14 protein-coding genes and 1 pseudogene are annotated in these 15,774 nt (G+C 57.3%); 6 read left to right on the top strand and 9 right to left on the bottom strand.

The genetic code is table 11. The features are described from left to right. Positions 1-21: 21 nt before the first annotated feature. From HMPREF3178_RS29070 to HMPREF3178_RS29050, 5 genes and pseudogenes are all read right to left on the bottom strand, one after another. A complete protein-coding gene (locus tag HMPREF3178_RS29070; RefSeq protein ID WP_017146169.1) occupies positions 22-357 on the bottom strand; it encodes a gamma-glutamylcyclotransferase family protein in 336 nt (111 codons plus the stop codon). 105 nt (positions 358-462) lie between these two features. Continuing rightward, the gene (dsbG, locus tag HMPREF3178_RS29065; RefSeq protein ID WP_017146168.1) at positions 463-1,221 is read right to left on the bottom strand and encodes a thiol:disulfide interchange protein DsbG; all 759 of its coding nucleotides are present in this window, start codon (positions 1,219-1,221) and stop codon (positions 463-465) included. Between the two features lie 40 nt (positions 1,222-1,261). Continuing rightward, positions 1,262-1,984: a DsbA family protein gene (locus tag HMPREF3178_RS29060; RefSeq protein ID WP_070585668.1), complete on the bottom strand. Its 723-nt coding sequence runs from the start codon at positions 1,982-1,984 to the stop codon at positions 1,262-1,264. Between the two features lie 6 nt (positions 1,985-1,990). Next, positions 1,991-4,014: pseudogene (locus HMPREF3178_RS29055) on the bottom strand (protein-disulfide reductase DsbD family protein). Between the two features lie 48 nt (positions 4,015-4,062). After that, complete coding sequence (locus tag HMPREF3178_RS29050; RefSeq protein ID WP_016807368.1) at positions 4,063-4,443, bottom strand: hypothetical protein; 381 nt, start codon at positions 4,441-4,443, stop codon at positions 4,063-4,065. Between the two features lie 948 nt (positions 4,444-5,391). Here HMPREF3178_RS29050 and leuO point away from each other — a divergent pair. Together leuO and HMPREF3178_RS29030 are read left to right on the top strand one after the other, a co-directional pair. Next, positions 5,392-6,339, top strand: a complete 948-nt coding sequence (leuO, locus tag HMPREF3178_RS29035; RefSeq protein WP_016807369.1) for a transcriptional regulator LeuO — start codon at positions 5,392-5,394, stop codon at positions 6,337-6,339. Between the two features lie 312 nt (positions 6,340-6,651). After that, on the top strand, positions 6,652-7,131 hold the full coding sequence (locus HMPREF3178_RS29030) for a hypothetical protein (RefSeq protein ID WP_162098346.1): 480 nt from the start codon (positions 6,652-6,654) through the stop codon (positions 7,129-7,131). 185 nt (positions 7,132-7,316) lie between these two features. Here HMPREF3178_RS29030 and HMPREF3178_RS29025 read toward each other — a convergent pair whose 3' ends face one another. Together HMPREF3178_RS29025 and hpxD are read right to left on the bottom strand one after the other, a co-directional pair. Beyond that, positions 7,317-8,285 carry a PDR/VanB family oxidoreductase gene (locus tag HMPREF3178_RS29025; RefSeq protein ID WP_016807371.1) on the bottom strand — a complete coding sequence of 323 codons (969 nt, stop codon included), beginning with the start codon at positions 8,283-8,285 and terminating at the stop codon, positions 7,317-7,319. 13 nt (positions 8,286-8,298) lie between these two features. Then, complete coding sequence (gene hpxD / locus HMPREF3178_RS29020) at positions 8,299-9,336, bottom strand: molybdenum cofactor-independent xanthine hydroxylase subunit HpxD (RefSeq protein ID WP_004112020.1); 1,038 nt, start codon at positions 9,334-9,336, stop codon at positions 8,299-8,301. Positions 9,337-9,461: 125 nt separating this feature from the next. Between hpxD and hpxR the strand changes: the two genes are divergently transcribed. Further along, positions 9,462-10,394 carry a LysR family hpxDE operon transcriptional regulator HpxR gene (gene hpxR, locus HMPREF3178_RS29015; protein WP_004100870.1) on the top strand — a complete coding sequence of 311 codons (933 nt, stop codon included), beginning with the start codon at positions 9,462-9,464 and terminating at the stop codon, positions 10,392-10,394. Between the two features lie 143 nt (positions 10,395-10,537). Here hpxR and hpxO read toward each other — a convergent pair whose 3' ends face one another. After that, positions 10,538-11,692 carry an FAD-dependent urate hydroxylase HpxO gene (gene hpxO / locus HMPREF3178_RS29010; RefSeq protein ID WP_017146165.1) on the bottom strand — a complete coding sequence of 385 codons (1,155 nt, stop codon included), beginning with the start codon at positions 11,690-11,692 and terminating at the stop codon, positions 10,538-10,540. Positions 11,693-12,039: 347 nt separating this feature from the next. On the opposite strand from hpxO, the gene HMPREF3178_RS29005 reads away from it, so the two are divergent. The 3 genes from HMPREF3178_RS29005 to uraH are packed head-to-tail and all read left to right on the top strand — an operon-like array spanning position 12,040 to position 14,223. Next, positions 12,040-13,422 (top strand): nucleobase:cation symporter-2 family protein, encoded by a 1,383-nt coding sequence (locus HMPREF3178_RS29005; RefSeq protein ID WP_017146164.1) that lies wholly within the window; start codon positions 12,040-12,042, stop codon positions 13,420-13,422. Next, entirely contained in the window at positions 13,400-13,900 is a 501-nt protein-coding gene (gene uraD / locus HMPREF3178_RS29000) for a 2-oxo-4-hydroxy-4-carboxy-5-ureidoimidazoline decarboxylase (RefSeq protein ID WP_017146163.1), read from the top strand. The genes HMPREF3178_RS29005 and uraD overlap by 23 nt, the downstream gene beginning before the upstream one ends. Then, positions 13,897-14,223 carry a hydroxyisourate hydrolase gene (gene uraH / locus HMPREF3178_RS28995; protein ID WP_004100883.1) on the top strand — a complete coding sequence of 109 codons (327 nt, stop codon included), beginning with the start codon at positions 13,897-13,899 and terminating at the stop codon, positions 14,221-14,223. Before uraD ends, uraH begins: the two co-directional genes overlap by 4 nt. 147 nt (positions 14,224-14,370) lie before the next feature. Here the strand turns inward: uraH and guaD are convergent, their stop codons facing one another. After that, positions 14,371-15,690 carry a guanine deaminase gene (gene guaD / locus HMPREF3178_RS28990; RefSeq protein ID WP_017146162.1) on the bottom strand — a complete coding sequence of 440 codons (1,320 nt, stop codon included), beginning with the start codon at positions 15,688-15,690 and terminating at the stop codon, positions 14,371-14,373. Between the last annotated feature and the right edge of the window lie 84 nt (positions 15,691-15,774).

The raw sequence follows: 15,774 nt of genomic DNA, 5'->3' as shown, positions 1-15,774 counted from the left end.
CGCTGTGCGGGGCGAAATCGTCTACGGGATCCTCTTCGGCTGTAGCTGGTAGGTCCAGGCGGTCACTCGCTGACCCTCATCGGTGGTGACTTCAACAGCAACGCGATCGTAGCCCTCTTCGAACGCATCCAGCATGGCCCAATGGGCCTCGAGATTCGCCGACAGAAACAGAAAGCCGGGCACCCGGGGGCCGTTTTTGTCGAGAACAATGCCCGGAAAATCTGCCGCCGCTCCCCAGCCGCGTTCATAAAAGGTGCCGGTGATGTAGCCTGGCTGCCACTCTCCGCCAATGTTGTCCATAATATGGGCGTTAGAGTGGCCCGGGCGCAGCGTGCCGTAGACAAATAAGCGTTCCATTATCCCTCATTAACTCAAGCGTTGAAGACCCAAACGGGCAGAACAGGCCATAAAATACGAACTCTGGCCTGGGTTGGCAAGGCGCCCCGCAGAGCGCCTTATCTGTCAGGGCGCTGGCCCGAACATCTCCCGCAGCTGCTGTTCGTCGAGCATGCCGATGACCTGCTGGAGCTCATTCTGCTCATTCATGTAATAAATAGCCGGCGTCGCGCTGGCGCCCAAATCATCCATCAGTTTTTGATGATGCTGAAGAAGATTAAAGGTGTCGCGTGGAGTAACGCCCTCAAAATGCGGCACTTTTTTGCCGCCTGAAAGCTCATACTCTCGCCACGCGGCGGCCGGATCGCGCGCGTTCAGGATTGCCGTAGCGTATCGGCCGCTTTTCGGGTTGAGAAAAGCAACGAGCAGGGTATTTAGCTGGACCTTGCCCGCTTTTACCCACGGCTGCGCCGCCGACCAGAACGCTTTGCACCAGGGGCAGAATGGATCGGCAAAGACAAAGATTTTTCTGGCAGCCGAATCCGCACCTTCCTTCAGCGGACGAGCATTATTCAGCGTCTGCCACATTTTGCGGCCTGAAGGGGTATAGATGGCTTCCTGAAAATAGGCCTCGCTAAGGTTTTTACCTTTTTCGTCATACAGATATCCAGAAATCACGTGCTTTCCGTCCGGCGTCAAAAACAGGGTCACCCCCATATCCTGATACTGGCCGAGCCACCCTTTTACCCCGCCGGGCGAATCGATCTCTTTAATCAGGGCGATCCCTTGCTGTTCGCCAAAATTTTTCACTATCTGAGGGAGAGCTTCCCCGGCAGATGCCAGGCCCGGCATTATCCAGGCCGCCAGCAGTAGAATGTATTTCATCTCATTATCTCTGAATTCCGGGGGGCCACCCCGGAGAGGGTTACTGTTTTTTCAGCGCGTCGCTGACCATGGCGTCAAATTGCTCCCAGGGGATCCAGCCCGACAGCATCTCGTCGCCGACGATTGTGGCTGGCGTACCCTGAATGCCGAGCTTTTCGGCCACCAGCAGGCTTTGCTTAATCGTCGCCAGGCTTTGTTCATCCGGCGTTGCTACGCTGACCCCGGCCTTCGTCTTGGCTTGCTCAATGCTGGCGCCGTCGTGATATCCCTTTTTTGCCATCAGGATATGGTTAAATTTCACAAACTGTTCAGGATGCGCACGCCACAGAGTTAGCGCAGCCCTTGCCGAAGTCAGCGAACTTTCAGAACGCCAGGGCAGAAATTTAAAGACCACGGCAACATCCGGATATTTCTCGACAATCTTCTGCAGATACGGGTCAAACTTTTTGCAATACGGGCAGTTGTGATCCGTAAAGACGACCAGCGTCAGCTTCGGTCGCTGCGAGCCGATACGCGGCGAGTTGGGATCGTGAAAGATAACATCGCCGTACTGAGTAAGAACCTGCTGAAGCTGTTCCTGCCCGGCAAGGGCATTCTGCCGATCGAGCTTTTCGGCGGCGGCGATCAAGATTTCGGGATGATTAAGCAGCGTCTCCTGCACCAGTGCCTGGACGCGAGCCTCCTGCGCAGGGGTAAGCGGCGAAGATGCCAGTGTCGGCAAAGAGGCCGAAAGAAGAGTGAAAGCAAGCAGCGTTTTTTTCATCGTAAATTAACCTTTGGCACGGCTGAGGGCGTTGAGGACGGTTTGTTTATCGAGCAGCGGCGACAGTATGTCGCCTTGCGGCTGGCCTGGGCCGTAGACCTGATTAAACGGAATGGCGTAGCGATTTCTGCTTTGCAGGAAACGGGCGATCGGTTTGGAGGGCAGACTCCAGTCCCCGCGCAGCGCTACTACGTCGGGCTGGGAGAGCGCGCTAATGATGGCGGGCTGATTTAATACCCGATGTTCATTCACTTTGCATGTCACGCACCAGTCGGCCGAAATATCGACAAAGACCCGTTTGCCCGCCGCCAGCGCGTTCTGGATAGCCTCCTCGCTAAGGGGCTGCCAGCGGATCGGCTGAGCCATTGCCTCCGTGGTAGCGCGCGCGGGCTCCCCTGCCAGCAGGCCGCGAAGCTGGAAGCCGGCAAACGCCGCCAGCGCAATAATCACCAGCCAGAAGGCAGATGTCGTACGCTTATGGGTTACCCGTAGGGCGGCCAGCGCCGCCAGGGTAAGAACCAGCGCAATAATGCCGCCGGGGGTCTCACCCAGATGGAGGCCCAGCAGCGTCGTCAGCCAAAAACTGGAGGCCAGCATCATGAGGCCGAGCGCCATTTTCAGTGAATTCATCCAGCGACCGGGGCGCGGGATCAGAGCGGCCGACCCGGGAAACAGGGCGACGAATAGCCAGGGGATGGCCATACCCAGCCCGAGCGCCAGGAAAATTAGCCACAGTTCCTGCAGCGGGGCAGCAAGCGCAAAAGCGACGGCGGTCCCCAGGAAGGGGGCAGAGCAGGGGGTCGCCAGCAGCGTGGCAAAAATGCCTTCACAGAAACTGCCCGCCATGCCGGTGCCGCCGGCGGTCGCCATCCGGTTAACGGCTGATGACGGTAGCAGCACCTCGAAGACGCCAAACAGGTTGAGCGAAAAGATAAACGTAACGGCAATCATTAAGCCGATAAACCAGGGGTTCTGGAACTGGATCCCCCAGCCCAGGGACGCGCCGGTAAGCTTCAGTATCGTTACCATCAGCGCTAGTAGGGCAAATGAGGTCAGAATACCTGCGCTGGTAGCAAGAAAACGCCGCCCGATCGCGCGCCTACTGACCCGGACTGCAGCACGGCGCTGAGCTTCATGCCCATTACCGGCAACACGCAGGGCATCAGGTTAAGAATTAATCCGCCGATCAGGGCAAAAAGCAGCATCTTCCAGAGGCTAACCGTTGAGGTTGGCGCAAGATCTGCGCCGATCGTCAGACTGGTCTGCTGCGCCTTTGCGCCATTTGTCAGCACCAACGACAGCGCTTTCCCCGCAAGGGTTGCGGGCTCTTCCCCCCATTCATCGGTTACCGGTACCGTTACCTTGAGGCTGGCGCCCTCGGTACGGAGGCGCGGAGCGCCAGCGATTATCCCGCCCTCCATGGGATCAAAAAAGATAGCGGGGTTTTTCCACTCACCGACCGTGGTGGCGGTTATCACCAGGTCGCTGCCGACCCGATGCGCGGCGAGATCGTCCGACACGCCTTTATCAGTCGGAATGGTTCGCATCGCCTGTGCAAAAGCCTCCTGAAAACCGGCAGTGGCGGGCTGACTCAAATCCAGACGCAGCCTGTAGTCGGTTAACAAACAGACGTTGCTGCAGGTGGATAGCGTGAGCGTACCGTCCAGCAGGTCGCCGGGAACGGCGGTGATGATTATCGGGATAACGACCCGCTGATGGTAGCCCTGGGTCGTCAGACCGGAAATCTCGAACCTTGAGGGAACCGGCCAGTACCACTGCGCCTGTTCACCGTTATGCCAGACGATTTGCGGGGCGACGCCGCCCTCACCCGGCGAGCGCCAGTAAGTTTTCCAGCCGGAAGCCAGCTCAATAGAGAGCAGGGCGTCGATCCGATCGTTCTCTTTCTCCGCCTGGAAGCGGACCCGGGCGTGGTCGTTCTGTGGGGATGTCAGCCATCCGGTGTCTGCCGCATGAGCAACGCTCGCGCAGGTCAGCAACAGGAAGACGAGGCCCCTGAAGATATTCAGCATTATTTTCTCCGTGAATTAAAAAATTAATCGTTTAAAAAAACGATTTTTTCATTCACGGAAAACGCAGTTTTTGAGATGAATTCGTAGCGTGGGCGGCCGAACGGGATCGTCCCGGAAGACCCAGGCACGTGCCGCGGCAGGCAGCTGAAGCAGAGTAAGGAACAGAATGATGGCCGGTAAGGCGCCATCGAAGAACAGCGGCTGCGCGCAGAGCAGAGATTTGGCGCTCAGCTGACAGGGAGAGGGCCCTTGCTCAGCTTCATCCGCTGACGGCTGCTGCGACAGTGCGCTGACGGCGGGTTCCTGAACCTGGCGCGCGGCGTTGTCCAAAAAATGGTGTACATAGACCGCCCGCTGAACAAGGCAAATAGCCATGACCAGGCAAGTCAATACCAAAAACCATTTTCCAGGAAGCTGACGATTGCGCATAGGTGACCCGTACGTTTCAGAACCGAGGATCATAAACAATACTTATCAATGTTCAAGAGGGTACCGTGTAAGGTTTTGTCTGTCTGCTTAACGGGGCGGCGACTTTCCAGCAGATAGCGCTGTCACAGGGATATTTCATGCATTTATATTATTTACATGGCTAATTATTCTCGATACCATGCGCGCCGCTCATCGTTATCGGCACGCCGCTGCTGACGTTGAGCGATTAGCATCTGACCGCCATTAGCTCATCAGGAAGAGCGAACGACGTACGTTGTAGGGAACGGGGTTCGAGGCCTCGATGGCGGCCCAAATCCGATTTAGCCCACTGATTAACATTGCACACCTGGCAACCGCCGACCGTCCGTCAGCCTTTCCCGGTCATGACGCGCGCTAAAGATGCTAGCGCTGAAATTAACGATTTCTTTATCACAGTCCGATAATCGCTTTATGACGATTACTGCATTGAGGTGACCATTACGCGTGTAATAGTTTCCGTTGTCAGTTATTCATCGCGATGGAATGTTAATGAAAAGTATTATTGGTTACCGCCGGTAAATTAATATCTGGATTTTGGTTTTTTCTGCGATTTACCTAAGAACATCTTAATAATTTCAATGAGAATTAACTTATTCGGATTAAGTCGCGTATTTTTCAGAAATTTCACCACTTTTTATATGGTATTCTCTTTTGTTCAAGGAGTGAACGAAAGGAAAAATAATGCTTTACCGCTATGCCGTTTTCTCCAGAAAACACAACACGTTTCATATTCTTCTGCTGTTTACCATTTTACTAATAAGTTTCGTCCATTTGAGCGTGCTGCTGGAAACCGATAACACATGGCTACTGTGGCCGATGATGATTTATCTGCCTGTTTTTTTGCTTTGGCGAAAGGTCTCAGTGTTACGAAGCAGGATCGCTGATTAATGTGCTGGTGGAGTTCCCTACATGAGTGAAAATACAATATCTAAACCAACCTCTGAACCGAAAGTCCTGCAGCCCGTATTACGGAAAGTCGATCTTAACCTGCTGACTATTTTCGATACCGTTATGCAAGAGCAAAGCTTAACCAAGGCGGCACAAACGCTCGGCATGTCTCAGCCAGCGGTGAGCAGCGCGGTATCGCGCCTCAAGGTGCTGTTTAAGGATGAACTGTTTGTCCGTAACGGTCGTGGGATTAAACCGACCGATCGCGCCTTTCAGCTATTCGGCTCGGTTCGACGCGCTCTGCAGCTGGTGCAAAATGAGCTACCGGATACGCTGTTCGATCCGCTGGACTGCGAACGTATTTACCATCTTTGCGTCTGTAGCCCGCTGGATAACTATCTGACACCGCTTATTTTTAATAAAGTGAGCGAGATTGCGCCTCGGGTCAGTCTCTCCTTTAAATCTACCCTAAGCCAGCAGGTCATCAACCAGCTTCGCTATCAGGAAGTTGAATTTGTTCTCGATTACAACAAGTTCAACCACCCGGAGTTCACCAGCATCCCGCTGTTCAACGATCGCATGGTGCTGGTGGCCAGGCGGAATCATCCGCGTATTGCATCGCCGTTGACCGAGCTGGATATTTATCGCGAGCAGCACGCTACCGTTGCGCTGGATCGCTACGGCTCATTCAGCCATCCCTGGTATAGCTCTGAGGAACAGCAGGCCTGCGTCGCATTCCACGGAAACGCCATGGTCAGCGTGCTGAGCGTGGTGTCGCAAACCAATATGGTGGCCATTGCGCCTGAGTGGCTGGCCAAAGAGTTTGAAGAACAGTTTGCGCTCCAGCTGCTGCCGCTGCCTTTAGAAATGAACAGTCGCACCTGCTATCTTTCATGGCATGAAACGGCGGCCCAGGAGAGGAGCCACCGCTGGATGGCGGAATTGCTGATTAACATTTGCCAGCGTTAATGCTATTGCAAAAAATGCCTGGTGGCACGCCAGGTATTTTATGACTCCTTAATCAATCCTGGAACAGAGAAATATAATCATATCTGATTTTTTCGCTTCCTGGCGGCATAATTATCTGACGAAATGCGCTATCTAATTATTATTCATCTTTAAAACTACATTTAAATATCTTTTTGCAGAAAATTTATCATTTCTCAGGCAGGGGCCACCGACGATTTCTATACTCTGATTATCCAACCGGGCGGCGACCTCAAGCAGAGGATGATGTTAATGGGCACAAAGATAACCATCGCCGTGGCGAGTGCTGCCCTGATGGCTGCGTCGACGGCCGCAGAGGCTGATGAAATCACTCTTTATTCGGTTAATACCGGCTCCTGGATCTATCATCTGTCAAACAATCACGGCCAGTACACCGAGGGCTTTGATAACCAGTTTGCCTCGGTTGAACGCAAGTTCTCCGCGGATTCGAAGTACAGCCTGCTGGTCGGGACGATGAAAAACAGCTTTGACGATCGCTGTATTGCGCTCGGGGTACGCCGCGACTGGGCGTCGTTGGGCAGCGGCTGGGTATTTAAGGGGATTTATGGCTACGTCGGCGAATTTTTCTTCGATGCTTTTGAGCACTGCGGCGACCATGGCTCATATAAGGATTTTAAAGATGCGACCGGCATTGGATTTTCTCCCTATATTTACCATGGTCTCCAGTATAACTTTACCGATTATTTCGGCATCGAAAGCGGAATTATTCTCCCGGCCGTTTTTGTCATCAGCGTGCAGTGGAGTTTTCGTTAATACTGCATACAACATTCGCCAGCCGCGATGTTTATCATGTATCGCGATAACGCCTTTACTTCATAAGATTATTGCTTGAGGCAATGGAGCCTGTTAAATCGTACTTATTCGTCATTAACCCTCGGTGCCCCCGCTGGCTTATGATTGATTGTATTACGGGCAGGTCACTGGCCAACGCCGCCGGACTATAAATCAATGCACAAATTCGCTGACCGGCTGCGCGAGCAGCACAGGGCTATCTGCTGCGCGCTGGCGGATTTCTCTGCCTCCGACTGCACGGTATCGCGGTGGTCGACGATGCCTTCAATAACCGGCGTCAGGCAGGCGCCGCAAATCCCCATTTCGCAGGAGAGGGGGACGGCGATGCCGTTCTCCTGGAGGACCTGAGCGATGGTTTTATGCGCGGGTACCGGCCAGCGTTCGCCCGAGGAGGCAAGGATCACGTTAAAGGTGTTTTCCTCTGCGCACGCCGCTGGCGTAGCGACAGGCTGAAAGGCTTCGCTGTGGATCCGCGCTTCCGCCCATCCCTGCGCCAGGGCGGCCCGGTGCGCGGCGGCCATAAATCCTGCCGGCCCGCAGAGATATATCGGCTGCCCGGCATGTGCACTATTCAGCGCCGCATCCAGGTTTTGCCTGGCGCTGCGCCCTTCGCTTGAACAGTGAATTACCACGCTTTCGGCGCTAAATCGCTGTTGCAGTTCGCGGATAAACGCCCCGCGCGCGCGGCTCTTAAGATAGTAGTGCAGGGTAAACGGCACGCCTTCTGCCTCCAGCCTTAGCGCCATGGCATACAGCGGCGTAATCCCGATGCCGGCGGCCAGCAGCGTCACCCGCTCTGCCGCCTGCAGAGGGAACAGATTGCGCGGAGGGGAAATCAACAGCGTCTGGCCGGGGCGCAGCTGCTGATGAATGTAGCGCGAGCCGCCGCGGGATGCGCTGTCGAGGGCCACGCAAATCAGATATCCGTCAGCGACGCTATCAGGGCCGGTCAGCGAATACTGGCGGATAATGCCGCACGGCAGATGAACGTCAATATGCGCGCCGGGCTGCCAGGCAGGGAGCGTCTGACCCTCCGGCGCCACCAGCCTGACGGCGAGGCTCTGGCTTCCCTGACGCCAGAGGCCGTCGACAATGACCTGTAATACCTCATTCATAGTGCTGCTCCACTTACACGAGGAAAAAATCGCCGAAGCCCATTTTCTTCAGCCCGCGCCGATAGGCGATGGAGCTGCGGTCGGCAGGAATATGCGCTTCCAGCGTTAAATCCAGCGGCAATCTTTCCGGGCGCTGGGTCTCTACCATCATGCGGTCTTCCTCAAAGACGCGCAGGTTAAAGGCGTGAACGTCTTCCACCGGTACGTGCAGATCGAAATTGCGCGCGATGGGCGCGAACATACGAGTAATGCGCGAGGATACCGGCGAGGCGGCGTTCATAATCACCAGCCTGGCGTCCTCGGGGAAATGAATCGTCAGGGTGGCGGTAAACGGCAAATGCATTTCAAAATGGCGCAGCCACTGGAAGCCTTCCGGCGCGCGAAATTCGGTGCTGGCGGGATAGTTGCCGACTGAACTCCAGTAATCGGCGATAAACCCAAACGCCGTCTCCTGCGGGTTGTAGTCCGGCACCACCTGGTTATTGGGGTCGGCGAAAGTCCCGGTATGGATCCAGGCAAAATGGGCAACATCAAGAAATCCCTCGACCTGGCGACCCGCAAAACCGTTGACCTCAAAAGCCGGGCAGTTGATTTGCTGAAAGCCATCGTCGTGCCAGTGCGGCATCACCGGCAGCGGCATCGGGTCTTGCGGATCGAAGGCCAGGCAGGTCCAGATCAGGCCATAACGTTCTTCTACCGCAAAGCTGGTGAGGTTGAGTTTCGCCGGTACCGGCTGGTCGGGGCTGGAAGGGATACGGTTGCAGCGGCCATCCTCACCGAAGCGCAGGCCGTGGTACGGGCAGACAATTCCCTCTTCATCGTGAAAACCGAGCGTCAGCGGTACGCCGCGATGGGGGCAGACGTCGCGTGCAACGACCACCTGGCCCTTAATACGATAGATGACCAGCTGTTCATCAAGCAGGGTGGCTTTCACCGGGGCGGGGCCAATATCGCAGGCGCGGGCAACCGGGTGCCAGCATTTTGCCAGGCGCAGCCAGTCCTCTGGCGCAAAGGTGCAGTGGGCGGGTGGGGTAGGTTGTGGTCTGTTCATGGCTTCTCTTCCTGCTCACAAAAATATTTGTTTAATTGTTGTGAGTTTATTGTTGCCATATTAGGGTGTTGACATCCATCAGCAAGAATTCATTCAGCTGTTGCAAAAAAGAGAACAGGTCCACGATGAGCCCATTTTCACGTTTCGCTATCTATTTTACCGAAGTGGCGCGCAGCGGTAGCCTGCGGCGGGCCGGGGAGAAACTGCATATTTCCGCTTCGGCTATCAACCGGCAAATTCTGCAGGCGGAAGAGGATTTCGGCACGCCGCTGTTTGAGCGTCTGCCGGAGGGGCTACGCATGACCACCGCCGGCGAGCTGCTGTACGACAATCTGCTGCGCTGGCAAAAGGAGTTTCAGCTGACGCGGCAAAAGTTTGATGAGTTGCAGGGGCTTAAACGCGGCTCCGTCAGCCTCGGCATGGTGCAGGCGCTGGCGGAAGGGAGCTTTGCCGCCGCGCTGGCGGACATTATCAGCAGCTGGCCATGGCTGGAACTGGATCTGCAGGTGGCGGATAGTCATAGCGTCAGCCAGAAGGTACGGCAGGCGGATCTCGATTTCGGTCTGATTCTCGATCCCGAAGGCCAGGCGGGGCTTAGCGTGCTGGCCTTTGCCGAACTGGAGATGGGGGTGGTGATGTGTCCGGATCACCCTCGGGCGCAGGCTAAGATGCTGTCTTTGGGCGAGCTAAGCGAGGAGCGGCATATTCTTCCCGGCGCGCCGCTGATCGTCCACGAGCGGGTCGCGATGCTCTATCGCCATTATGATTTTTCCCCGACGAACAGCATCAGCTGCAACGATATTCGGTTGATTAAATCGCTGGTGCTTAAAGGCGGCGGCGTGACCCTCCTCAGCCGTCTGGACGTGCTGGAGGAGATCGCGCTCGGCCAGCTGGCGTTTGTCCCGCTGCGCAACCGTCTGCTGCGGCCGCTTACCCTGGCCCTGTGCGCCGCGCCATCACGCCAGCTTTCACGTCCGGCGCAGATGGCGATCCAGAAGCTGACCGCGGTGATGGAGGCGATACAGGGCGGGACAGCGGCTTCCCTCCCGTCTGCGTAATCTGCCCGGCCTGCAATTCTCTGCGGCCTGCTTCCCCGGTGGCGTTGCGCTGACCGGGCTACCAGTTCACCATCGTCTGCTGACCGGTAGCCCAGCTAAGGCGTTTACGCCGCGAGCCGGGAAGGGGGCTGATGCCAGGAGCTTTACCCCAGCGGGCCGCCCTGAATGGTTTCGCACAGGCCGTTGATAATTCGCTCTCCGGTTTCGGATTTCAGCTCCTGATACCAGGCTTCCGTCAGCGCCATATCTTTACCGTGGGTCACATCGCAGCGCTTACGCGCCTTCAGCACCAGGTCGCGCACCCGGTCGCAGCGCTGCGCTTCGTACTGACGCAAAACCCCGCTGATATCGCGGCTCTGGCTGAACACCTCCCCCAGCACCACCGCATCCTCCAGCGCCGCGCAGCCCCCCTGGCCGATATCCGGCGTGGTGCTGTGTCCGGCATCGCCCAGTAACGCAACTCTGCCGCGAACCAGCTTGGCGAACGGTTCAATATCGTGGATTTCAATACGGTTGGTGGTCTGCGGGTCGAGGGCGGCGATCAGCTTCTGCACCTGTGGCGCCCAGCCGCTGAAATAGCGGCTGAGATCCGCCCGCAGGGTGCTGCGGTCCTCGGCCAGCCCCGCCGGGAGCGGGACGTCAAAGAAAAAGTAAAATCGCCCCCCGGAAACCGGCATCAGCGAAACGCGTTTCCCTTCTCCGACGAAGGTCGTCCACTGATTGCCGGGCGCAATCGCTTCATCAATATCGACCAGACCGTTCCAGTTAACGTAGCCCGCGTAGCGGCGTTCCGGCGTATAGCCGAGCACGTACGGGCGTAGCGCCGAATGGCTGCCGTCGGCGGCAATCAGAAAATCGCCCTCCGCCATCGATCCGTCGGTAAACCAGACCCGAACGCCGTCGGCGTTTTCTTCGCAGCGGGTAACGCGTTTACCAAACTGCACTGCCTCCCGTCCCCAGAATTTGAGCATTTCGCGCTGCAATTCGGCGCGGGAAACCGGACAGGGGCGTCCGCCGGTGCGCACAATCAGCGGAGCGAGGCTAAATTGAGTCAGCGTCTCTCCCCGCAGATACTCCTTGTAGGCCAGAAAATGCATCGGTCCGCCGTAGTTTTCGATAATATCGCCCATGCCTAAATGCTTCATGCACTTGACGCCGTTAGGCCAGATGGAGATGGCCGCGCCCACCGGCTTGATTTCTTTTACCGCTTCAAACACTTCACAGTGGATACCGGCATTTTTTAATGCCACCGCCGCGCTCAGGCCGCCGATTCCGCCGCCGATAACTAATGCTTTCATTTCCTTCTCCTTTACATACGTCGTTATTGGCTTGAGCAATTTGCGTACCACTTTGGCGCAGGCGCTGATTTCGCCGATTCGGGCTCCCCGCTACCGTGCGATTGCACAATGTTGGTGCGCAGAGCGGCTTTTATTGCCTTTTTATGAATCAATAATTTCTAAATTTGCAATTGAGAATCTAATGTTTCATGGGCGCGCCGAGGCCATATAGCGTGAACGTCGCGAAAATGATGTGTTATCTGTTTGAAAAAAAATGAATAAAATTAAATGTTGCTCAGATGTGAGTGAGTTTGGCCTGTTTTGTGCACCCGTTCCCGCACGCTTATTCGCAACGGGATGAAACGATCATGTCAGATGAAAAAAACGGCGGCTTACTGTACGGCCTTGAGCAGCGGATCCCGCCGCTCCCGGCCTTTTTTAGCGCCTTACAGCACGTACTCGCCGGGCTGGTAGGCATTATTACGCCGCCGCTGATTATCGGCGCGGCGCTGGGGCTGGGGGAGTGGCTGCCCTATTTGATCAGCATGTCCCTGCTGGCTTCCGGCATCGGGACCTTCCTGCAATCCAACCGCCTGTGGGGGATCGGCGCGGGCATGATCTGTATGCAGGGAACCAGCTTTGCGTTCCTCGGGGTGGCGATTGCCGGCGGTATGTGGGTAAAAGGGCAGGGCGGCACGCCTCAGGATATTATGGCCATGCTGTTTGGCGTTAACTTTGTCGCCGCGCTGGTGCCCTGCCTCGTCAGCCGCTTTATTGAACCGCTGAAGCGTATTTTTACCCCGGTGATTACCGGCAGCGTGATTGCGCTGATCGGCATTAGCCTGATCAAAGTCAGCGTGATTAACTGGTGCGGCGGTGAACAGGCTAAAGCCTTTGCCAGCACGAGCAATATTGCCCTCGGCGCGGTTACGCTGGGGACCATCGTTCTGCTGAGCTGCGCGAAAAACCGCTGGCTACGCCTCTCGTCGGTGGTGGTGGGGATGGCCGTCGGCTGCGCGGCGGCGGCGCTGAGCGGCTCGTTCCAGCTTAAAGGCGTCGGCGATGTCTGGTTTCGCTTACCGCAGATGTTCCCGTTTGGTTTCCAGTTCAACAGCGCCATTTTTTTGCCGATTGCCCTGGTGTCGCTGGTGTGCATTCTTGAGGCGGTGGGCGACCTGACGGCCAACTGTCTCATCTCTCAGCAGTCGATAGATAACGAAGCCTTCCGTTCACGGCTGAAAGGCGGCATTCTGGCTGATGGCATCAGCTGCATGGTGGCGGCGATGCTGTGCGCGTTCCCCAATACGACCTTTGCGCAAAACAACGGCGTGATTCAGATGACCGGCGTCGCCAGCCGCTACGTTGGCCGCTACATCGGGGTGATTTTGATTCTGCTGGGTTTGTTTCCGCCGTTCGGCGAGATACTGCGCCAGATCCCGGCGCCGGTGCTGGGCGGCGCGACGATGGTGATGTTTGGCTGCGTTGTGGCGGCGGGGATCCGCATTATCACCCAGAAACCGCTGACCCGCCGCGATATGCTGATCGTCGGTCTGGCCTTTGGTTTTGGTCTCGGCATTGAAGCGGTCCCGGCGTTTCTGACCCACTTCCCGCCGATCGTCGGCAACCTGTTCGGTTCCGCGGCGACCAGCGGCGGGCTGGTGGCGATTGTCCTGAATCTGATTATCCCGGAAGAGAAACCGGCCGCGGCGGCGGCCACAAGGAGTACTGATGATCGCGCTGAATCACTTTAATCAGCTGAGCGGCGAACAGGCCGTCGCCGTGCTGGAACCCTGCGTGGCCGTCTCTGGCTGGGCGGCGACGCTGGCAGCCGGTCGGCCATGGCGCAGCCGCGCGGAACTGCTGGACGCCGCCCAGCGGCTGATGGCAGGTTGGGGGGAAGCGGAGCTGGCTGAGGCGCTGAACGCCCATCCGCGTATCGGCGAAAAGCCCACCGGGCAGCAGGCCCATGCGGCGCTCTCCCGCCAGGAGCAGGGGAGCGTTGATGACCGTGATGCTGCGCTGGCGCAGGCGCTGAAAGAGGGTAACACCCGCTACGAGGCGCGGTTTGGCCGGGTCTTTTTGATTCGCGCCAAAGGGCGCAGCGGGGAGGAAATCCTGGCGGCGCTGTCGCGTCGGCTGCACAACAGCGATAGCGCAGAAGTACGGGACGCGTTAGCCCAGCTAGGCGAAATTACCTTGTTAAGACTGAAAGGAGCGATTGGCGAATGAGCACCTTAAGCACCCATATTCTCGATATTTCCACCGGCCGACCGGCGCAGGGCGTAAAGATTACGCTGGAGTGCGAAGGCGCGCAGGTTGCCTGCGGCGTCACCGATGATAACGGCCGCATTGGCGAACTCGGTGCCGGGCCGCTGGCGCCAGGACATTACCGGTTAAGCGCGGAAATTGGCGCGTGGTTTGCCGCCGGCGGGCGCGAGACGCTCTACCTGAGCGCGCAGATTGATTTCGTCATCCGCGAGGAGGCGGATGAGCACTATCATTTACCGTTTTTAATTGCCCCCGGCGGCTGGTCCACCTATCGCGGCAGCTAAATGGCCCCGGCGGCGCTACGCCTGGCAGGGCTACAGGTTCTGAATTTCCCCGGAGGCGGCGCTGCGCGCCTGTCCGGGCTACGAGTTCGGCACTGCCTGTGGTCTTGCAGCCCGGACAGGCACAACGTGCCGCCTCCGGGAAAGGGACTACTCCGCAGCCGCATCTCCCCATACGCGCTCGCCGTTCACCCACGTCTCGCTGATATTACGCTCATCGCCCAGGGTCATCAGGACGAACAGCTGCTCATAGATATCCTTGCAGCGCCCGCCGCGTAACCTTTGCAGCGGCGTGACCGCCGGGTCGATAACCACAAAATCGGCCTCTTTACCGGGCTGGAAATTACCAATCTTCTCATCAAGGCGCAGGGCGCGCGCGCCGCCGAGGGTCGCATGGTAAAACGCTTCGCTGGCGCGCAGACGATAGCTTTGCAGCTGGCTGACCTTATACGCCTCGCCGAGGGTGCGCAGCATACTGAAGGTGGTGCCCGCGCCAACATCGCTACCGATACCCATCCGCACCTTGTTCTGCCAACAGGCCGGTAAACGAAACAGCCCGCTGCCGAGGAACAGGTTTGACGTCGGGCAGAAGGCCAGCGCCGAGCCGGTCTCGTGCAGGCACTGCCACTCCGCATCCGCCAGATGAATACCGTGGGCAAATACGCTGCGCTCGCCGGTCAGTCGATAGTGATGATAAACATCCAGATAGTGTTCATGTTCCGGCCAGAGGCTTTTAACCCACGCCACTTCATTGAGGTTTTCGCTCAGGTGGGTATGCAGCCAGGTATCGGGAAACTCTTCCCGGAGCTGCTGCACCGCCGCCAGCAGCTCCGGCGTTGAGGTCGGCGCGAAGCGCGGCGTAATGGCGTATCCCAGACGGCCGCGCTGGTGCCAGCGCTGAATCAGTTCGCGGGTTTGCCGGTAGCTCTGCTCCGCGCTTTCGCTCAGATACTCGGGCGCGTGGCGGTCCATCATCACTTTCCCGGCGATCAGGCGCATATTGAGGCGCAGCGCTTCGTTAAACAGGGCATCCACCGATTCAGGGTGCAACGTACAAAAGACCAGCGCGGTGGTGGTGCCGTGGCTCAGCAGCTGGTTGACAAAAAATTGCGCGATCTCCGCGGCGTAGTCGGCATCGGCAAACTGGCTCTCCACCGGAAAGGTATAGGTGGTGAGCCACTCCAGCAGCTGCTCGCCAAATGCGCCAATCATCTCGGTTTGCGGATAGTGGACGTGGGCATCGACAAAGCCCGGCAGCAGCAGCTTACCGCGCAGGTCGCGATAGCCCTTCTGCGGGTGCAGAAAGCGTTCGCCCTCCTGCCACGGCAGCAGCGCCTGAATGCGTCCGTCGCGAAGAAACAGCACGCCATCCTCCAGATAGCGCGCCTGGCGGGCGATATCGTCGGCGCTCTCGGCAACCTCGGAGATATCGAAAAATGCGCCGCGAACCGCGGCATGGTAGTCAAACATCATAGCTGCCCTGTGGGTAAGCGAAAGGATAGGTGGATAGAGCAAGATTGATGCCAGGTTGTGCGGGCGGAAAGTCGCCGCGAC

The sequence above is a fragment of the Klebsiella sp. HMSC09D12 genome (assembly GCF_001808475.1).
GTDB lineage: Bacteria > Pseudomonadota > Gammaproteobacteria > Enterobacterales > Enterobacteriaceae > Klebsiella > Klebsiella oxytoca.
The sequence above is the reverse complement of the archived record's forward strand: the minus strand, read 5'-3'. Positions and strand labels throughout refer to the sequence as shown.

Bases quoted from the DNA above. Each gene is read 5' to 3' on its own strand.
- hpxD (WP_004112020.1), bottom strand. From the start codon at position 9,336: ATGAACAGACCACAACCTACCCCACCCGCCCACTGCACCTTTGCGCCA.
- HMPREF3178_RS29060 (WP_070585668.1), bottom strand. From the start codon at position 1,984: ATGAAAAAAACGCTGCTTGCTTTCACTCTTCTTTCGGCCTCTTTGCCG.
- HMPREF3178_RS29070 (WP_017146169.1), bottom strand. From the start codon at position 357: ATGGAACGCTTATTTGTCTACGGCACGCTGCGCCCGGGCCACTCTAAC.
- HMPREF3178_RS29050 (WP_016807368.1), bottom strand. From the start codon at position 4,443: ATGCGCAATCGTCAGCTTCCTGGAAAATGGTTTTTGGTATTGACTTGC.
- HMPREF3178_RS29025 (WP_016807371.1), bottom strand. From the start codon at position 8,285: ATGAATGAGGTATTACAGGTCATTGTCGACGGCCTCTGGCGTCAGGGA.
- guaD (WP_017146162.1), bottom strand. From the start codon at position 15,690: ATGTTTGACTACCATGCCGCGGTTCGCGGCGCATTTTTCGATATCTCC.
- HMPREF3178_RS29030 (WP_162098346.1), top strand. From the start codon at position 6,652: ATGGCTGCGTCGACGGCCGCAGAGGCTGATGAAATCACTCTTTATTCG.
- HMPREF3178_RS29005 (WP_017146164.1), top strand. From the start codon at position 12,040: ATGTCAGATGAAAAAAACGGCGGCTTACTGTACGGCCTTGAGCAGCGG.
- hpxO (WP_017146165.1), bottom strand. From the start codon at position 11,692: ATGAAAGCATTAGTTATCGGCGGCGGAATCGGCGGCCTGAGCGCGGCG.
- hpxR (WP_004100870.1), top strand. From the start codon at position 9,462: ATGAGCCCATTTTCACGTTTCGCTATCTATTTTACCGAAGTGGCGCGC.
- uraH (WP_004100883.1), top strand. From the start codon at position 13,897: ATGAGCACCTTAAGCACCCATATTCTCGATATTTCCACCGGCCGACCG.
- leuO (WP_016807369.1), top strand. From the start codon at position 5,392: ATGAGTGAAAATACAATATCTAAACCAACCTCTGAACCGAAAGTCCTG.
- dsbG (WP_017146168.1), bottom strand. From the start codon at position 1,221: ATGAAATACATTCTACTGCTGGCGGCCTGGATAATGCCGGGCCTGGCA.
- uraD (WP_017146163.1), top strand. From the start codon at position 13,400: ATGATCGCGCTGAATCACTTTAATCAGCTGAGCGGCGAACAGGCCGTC.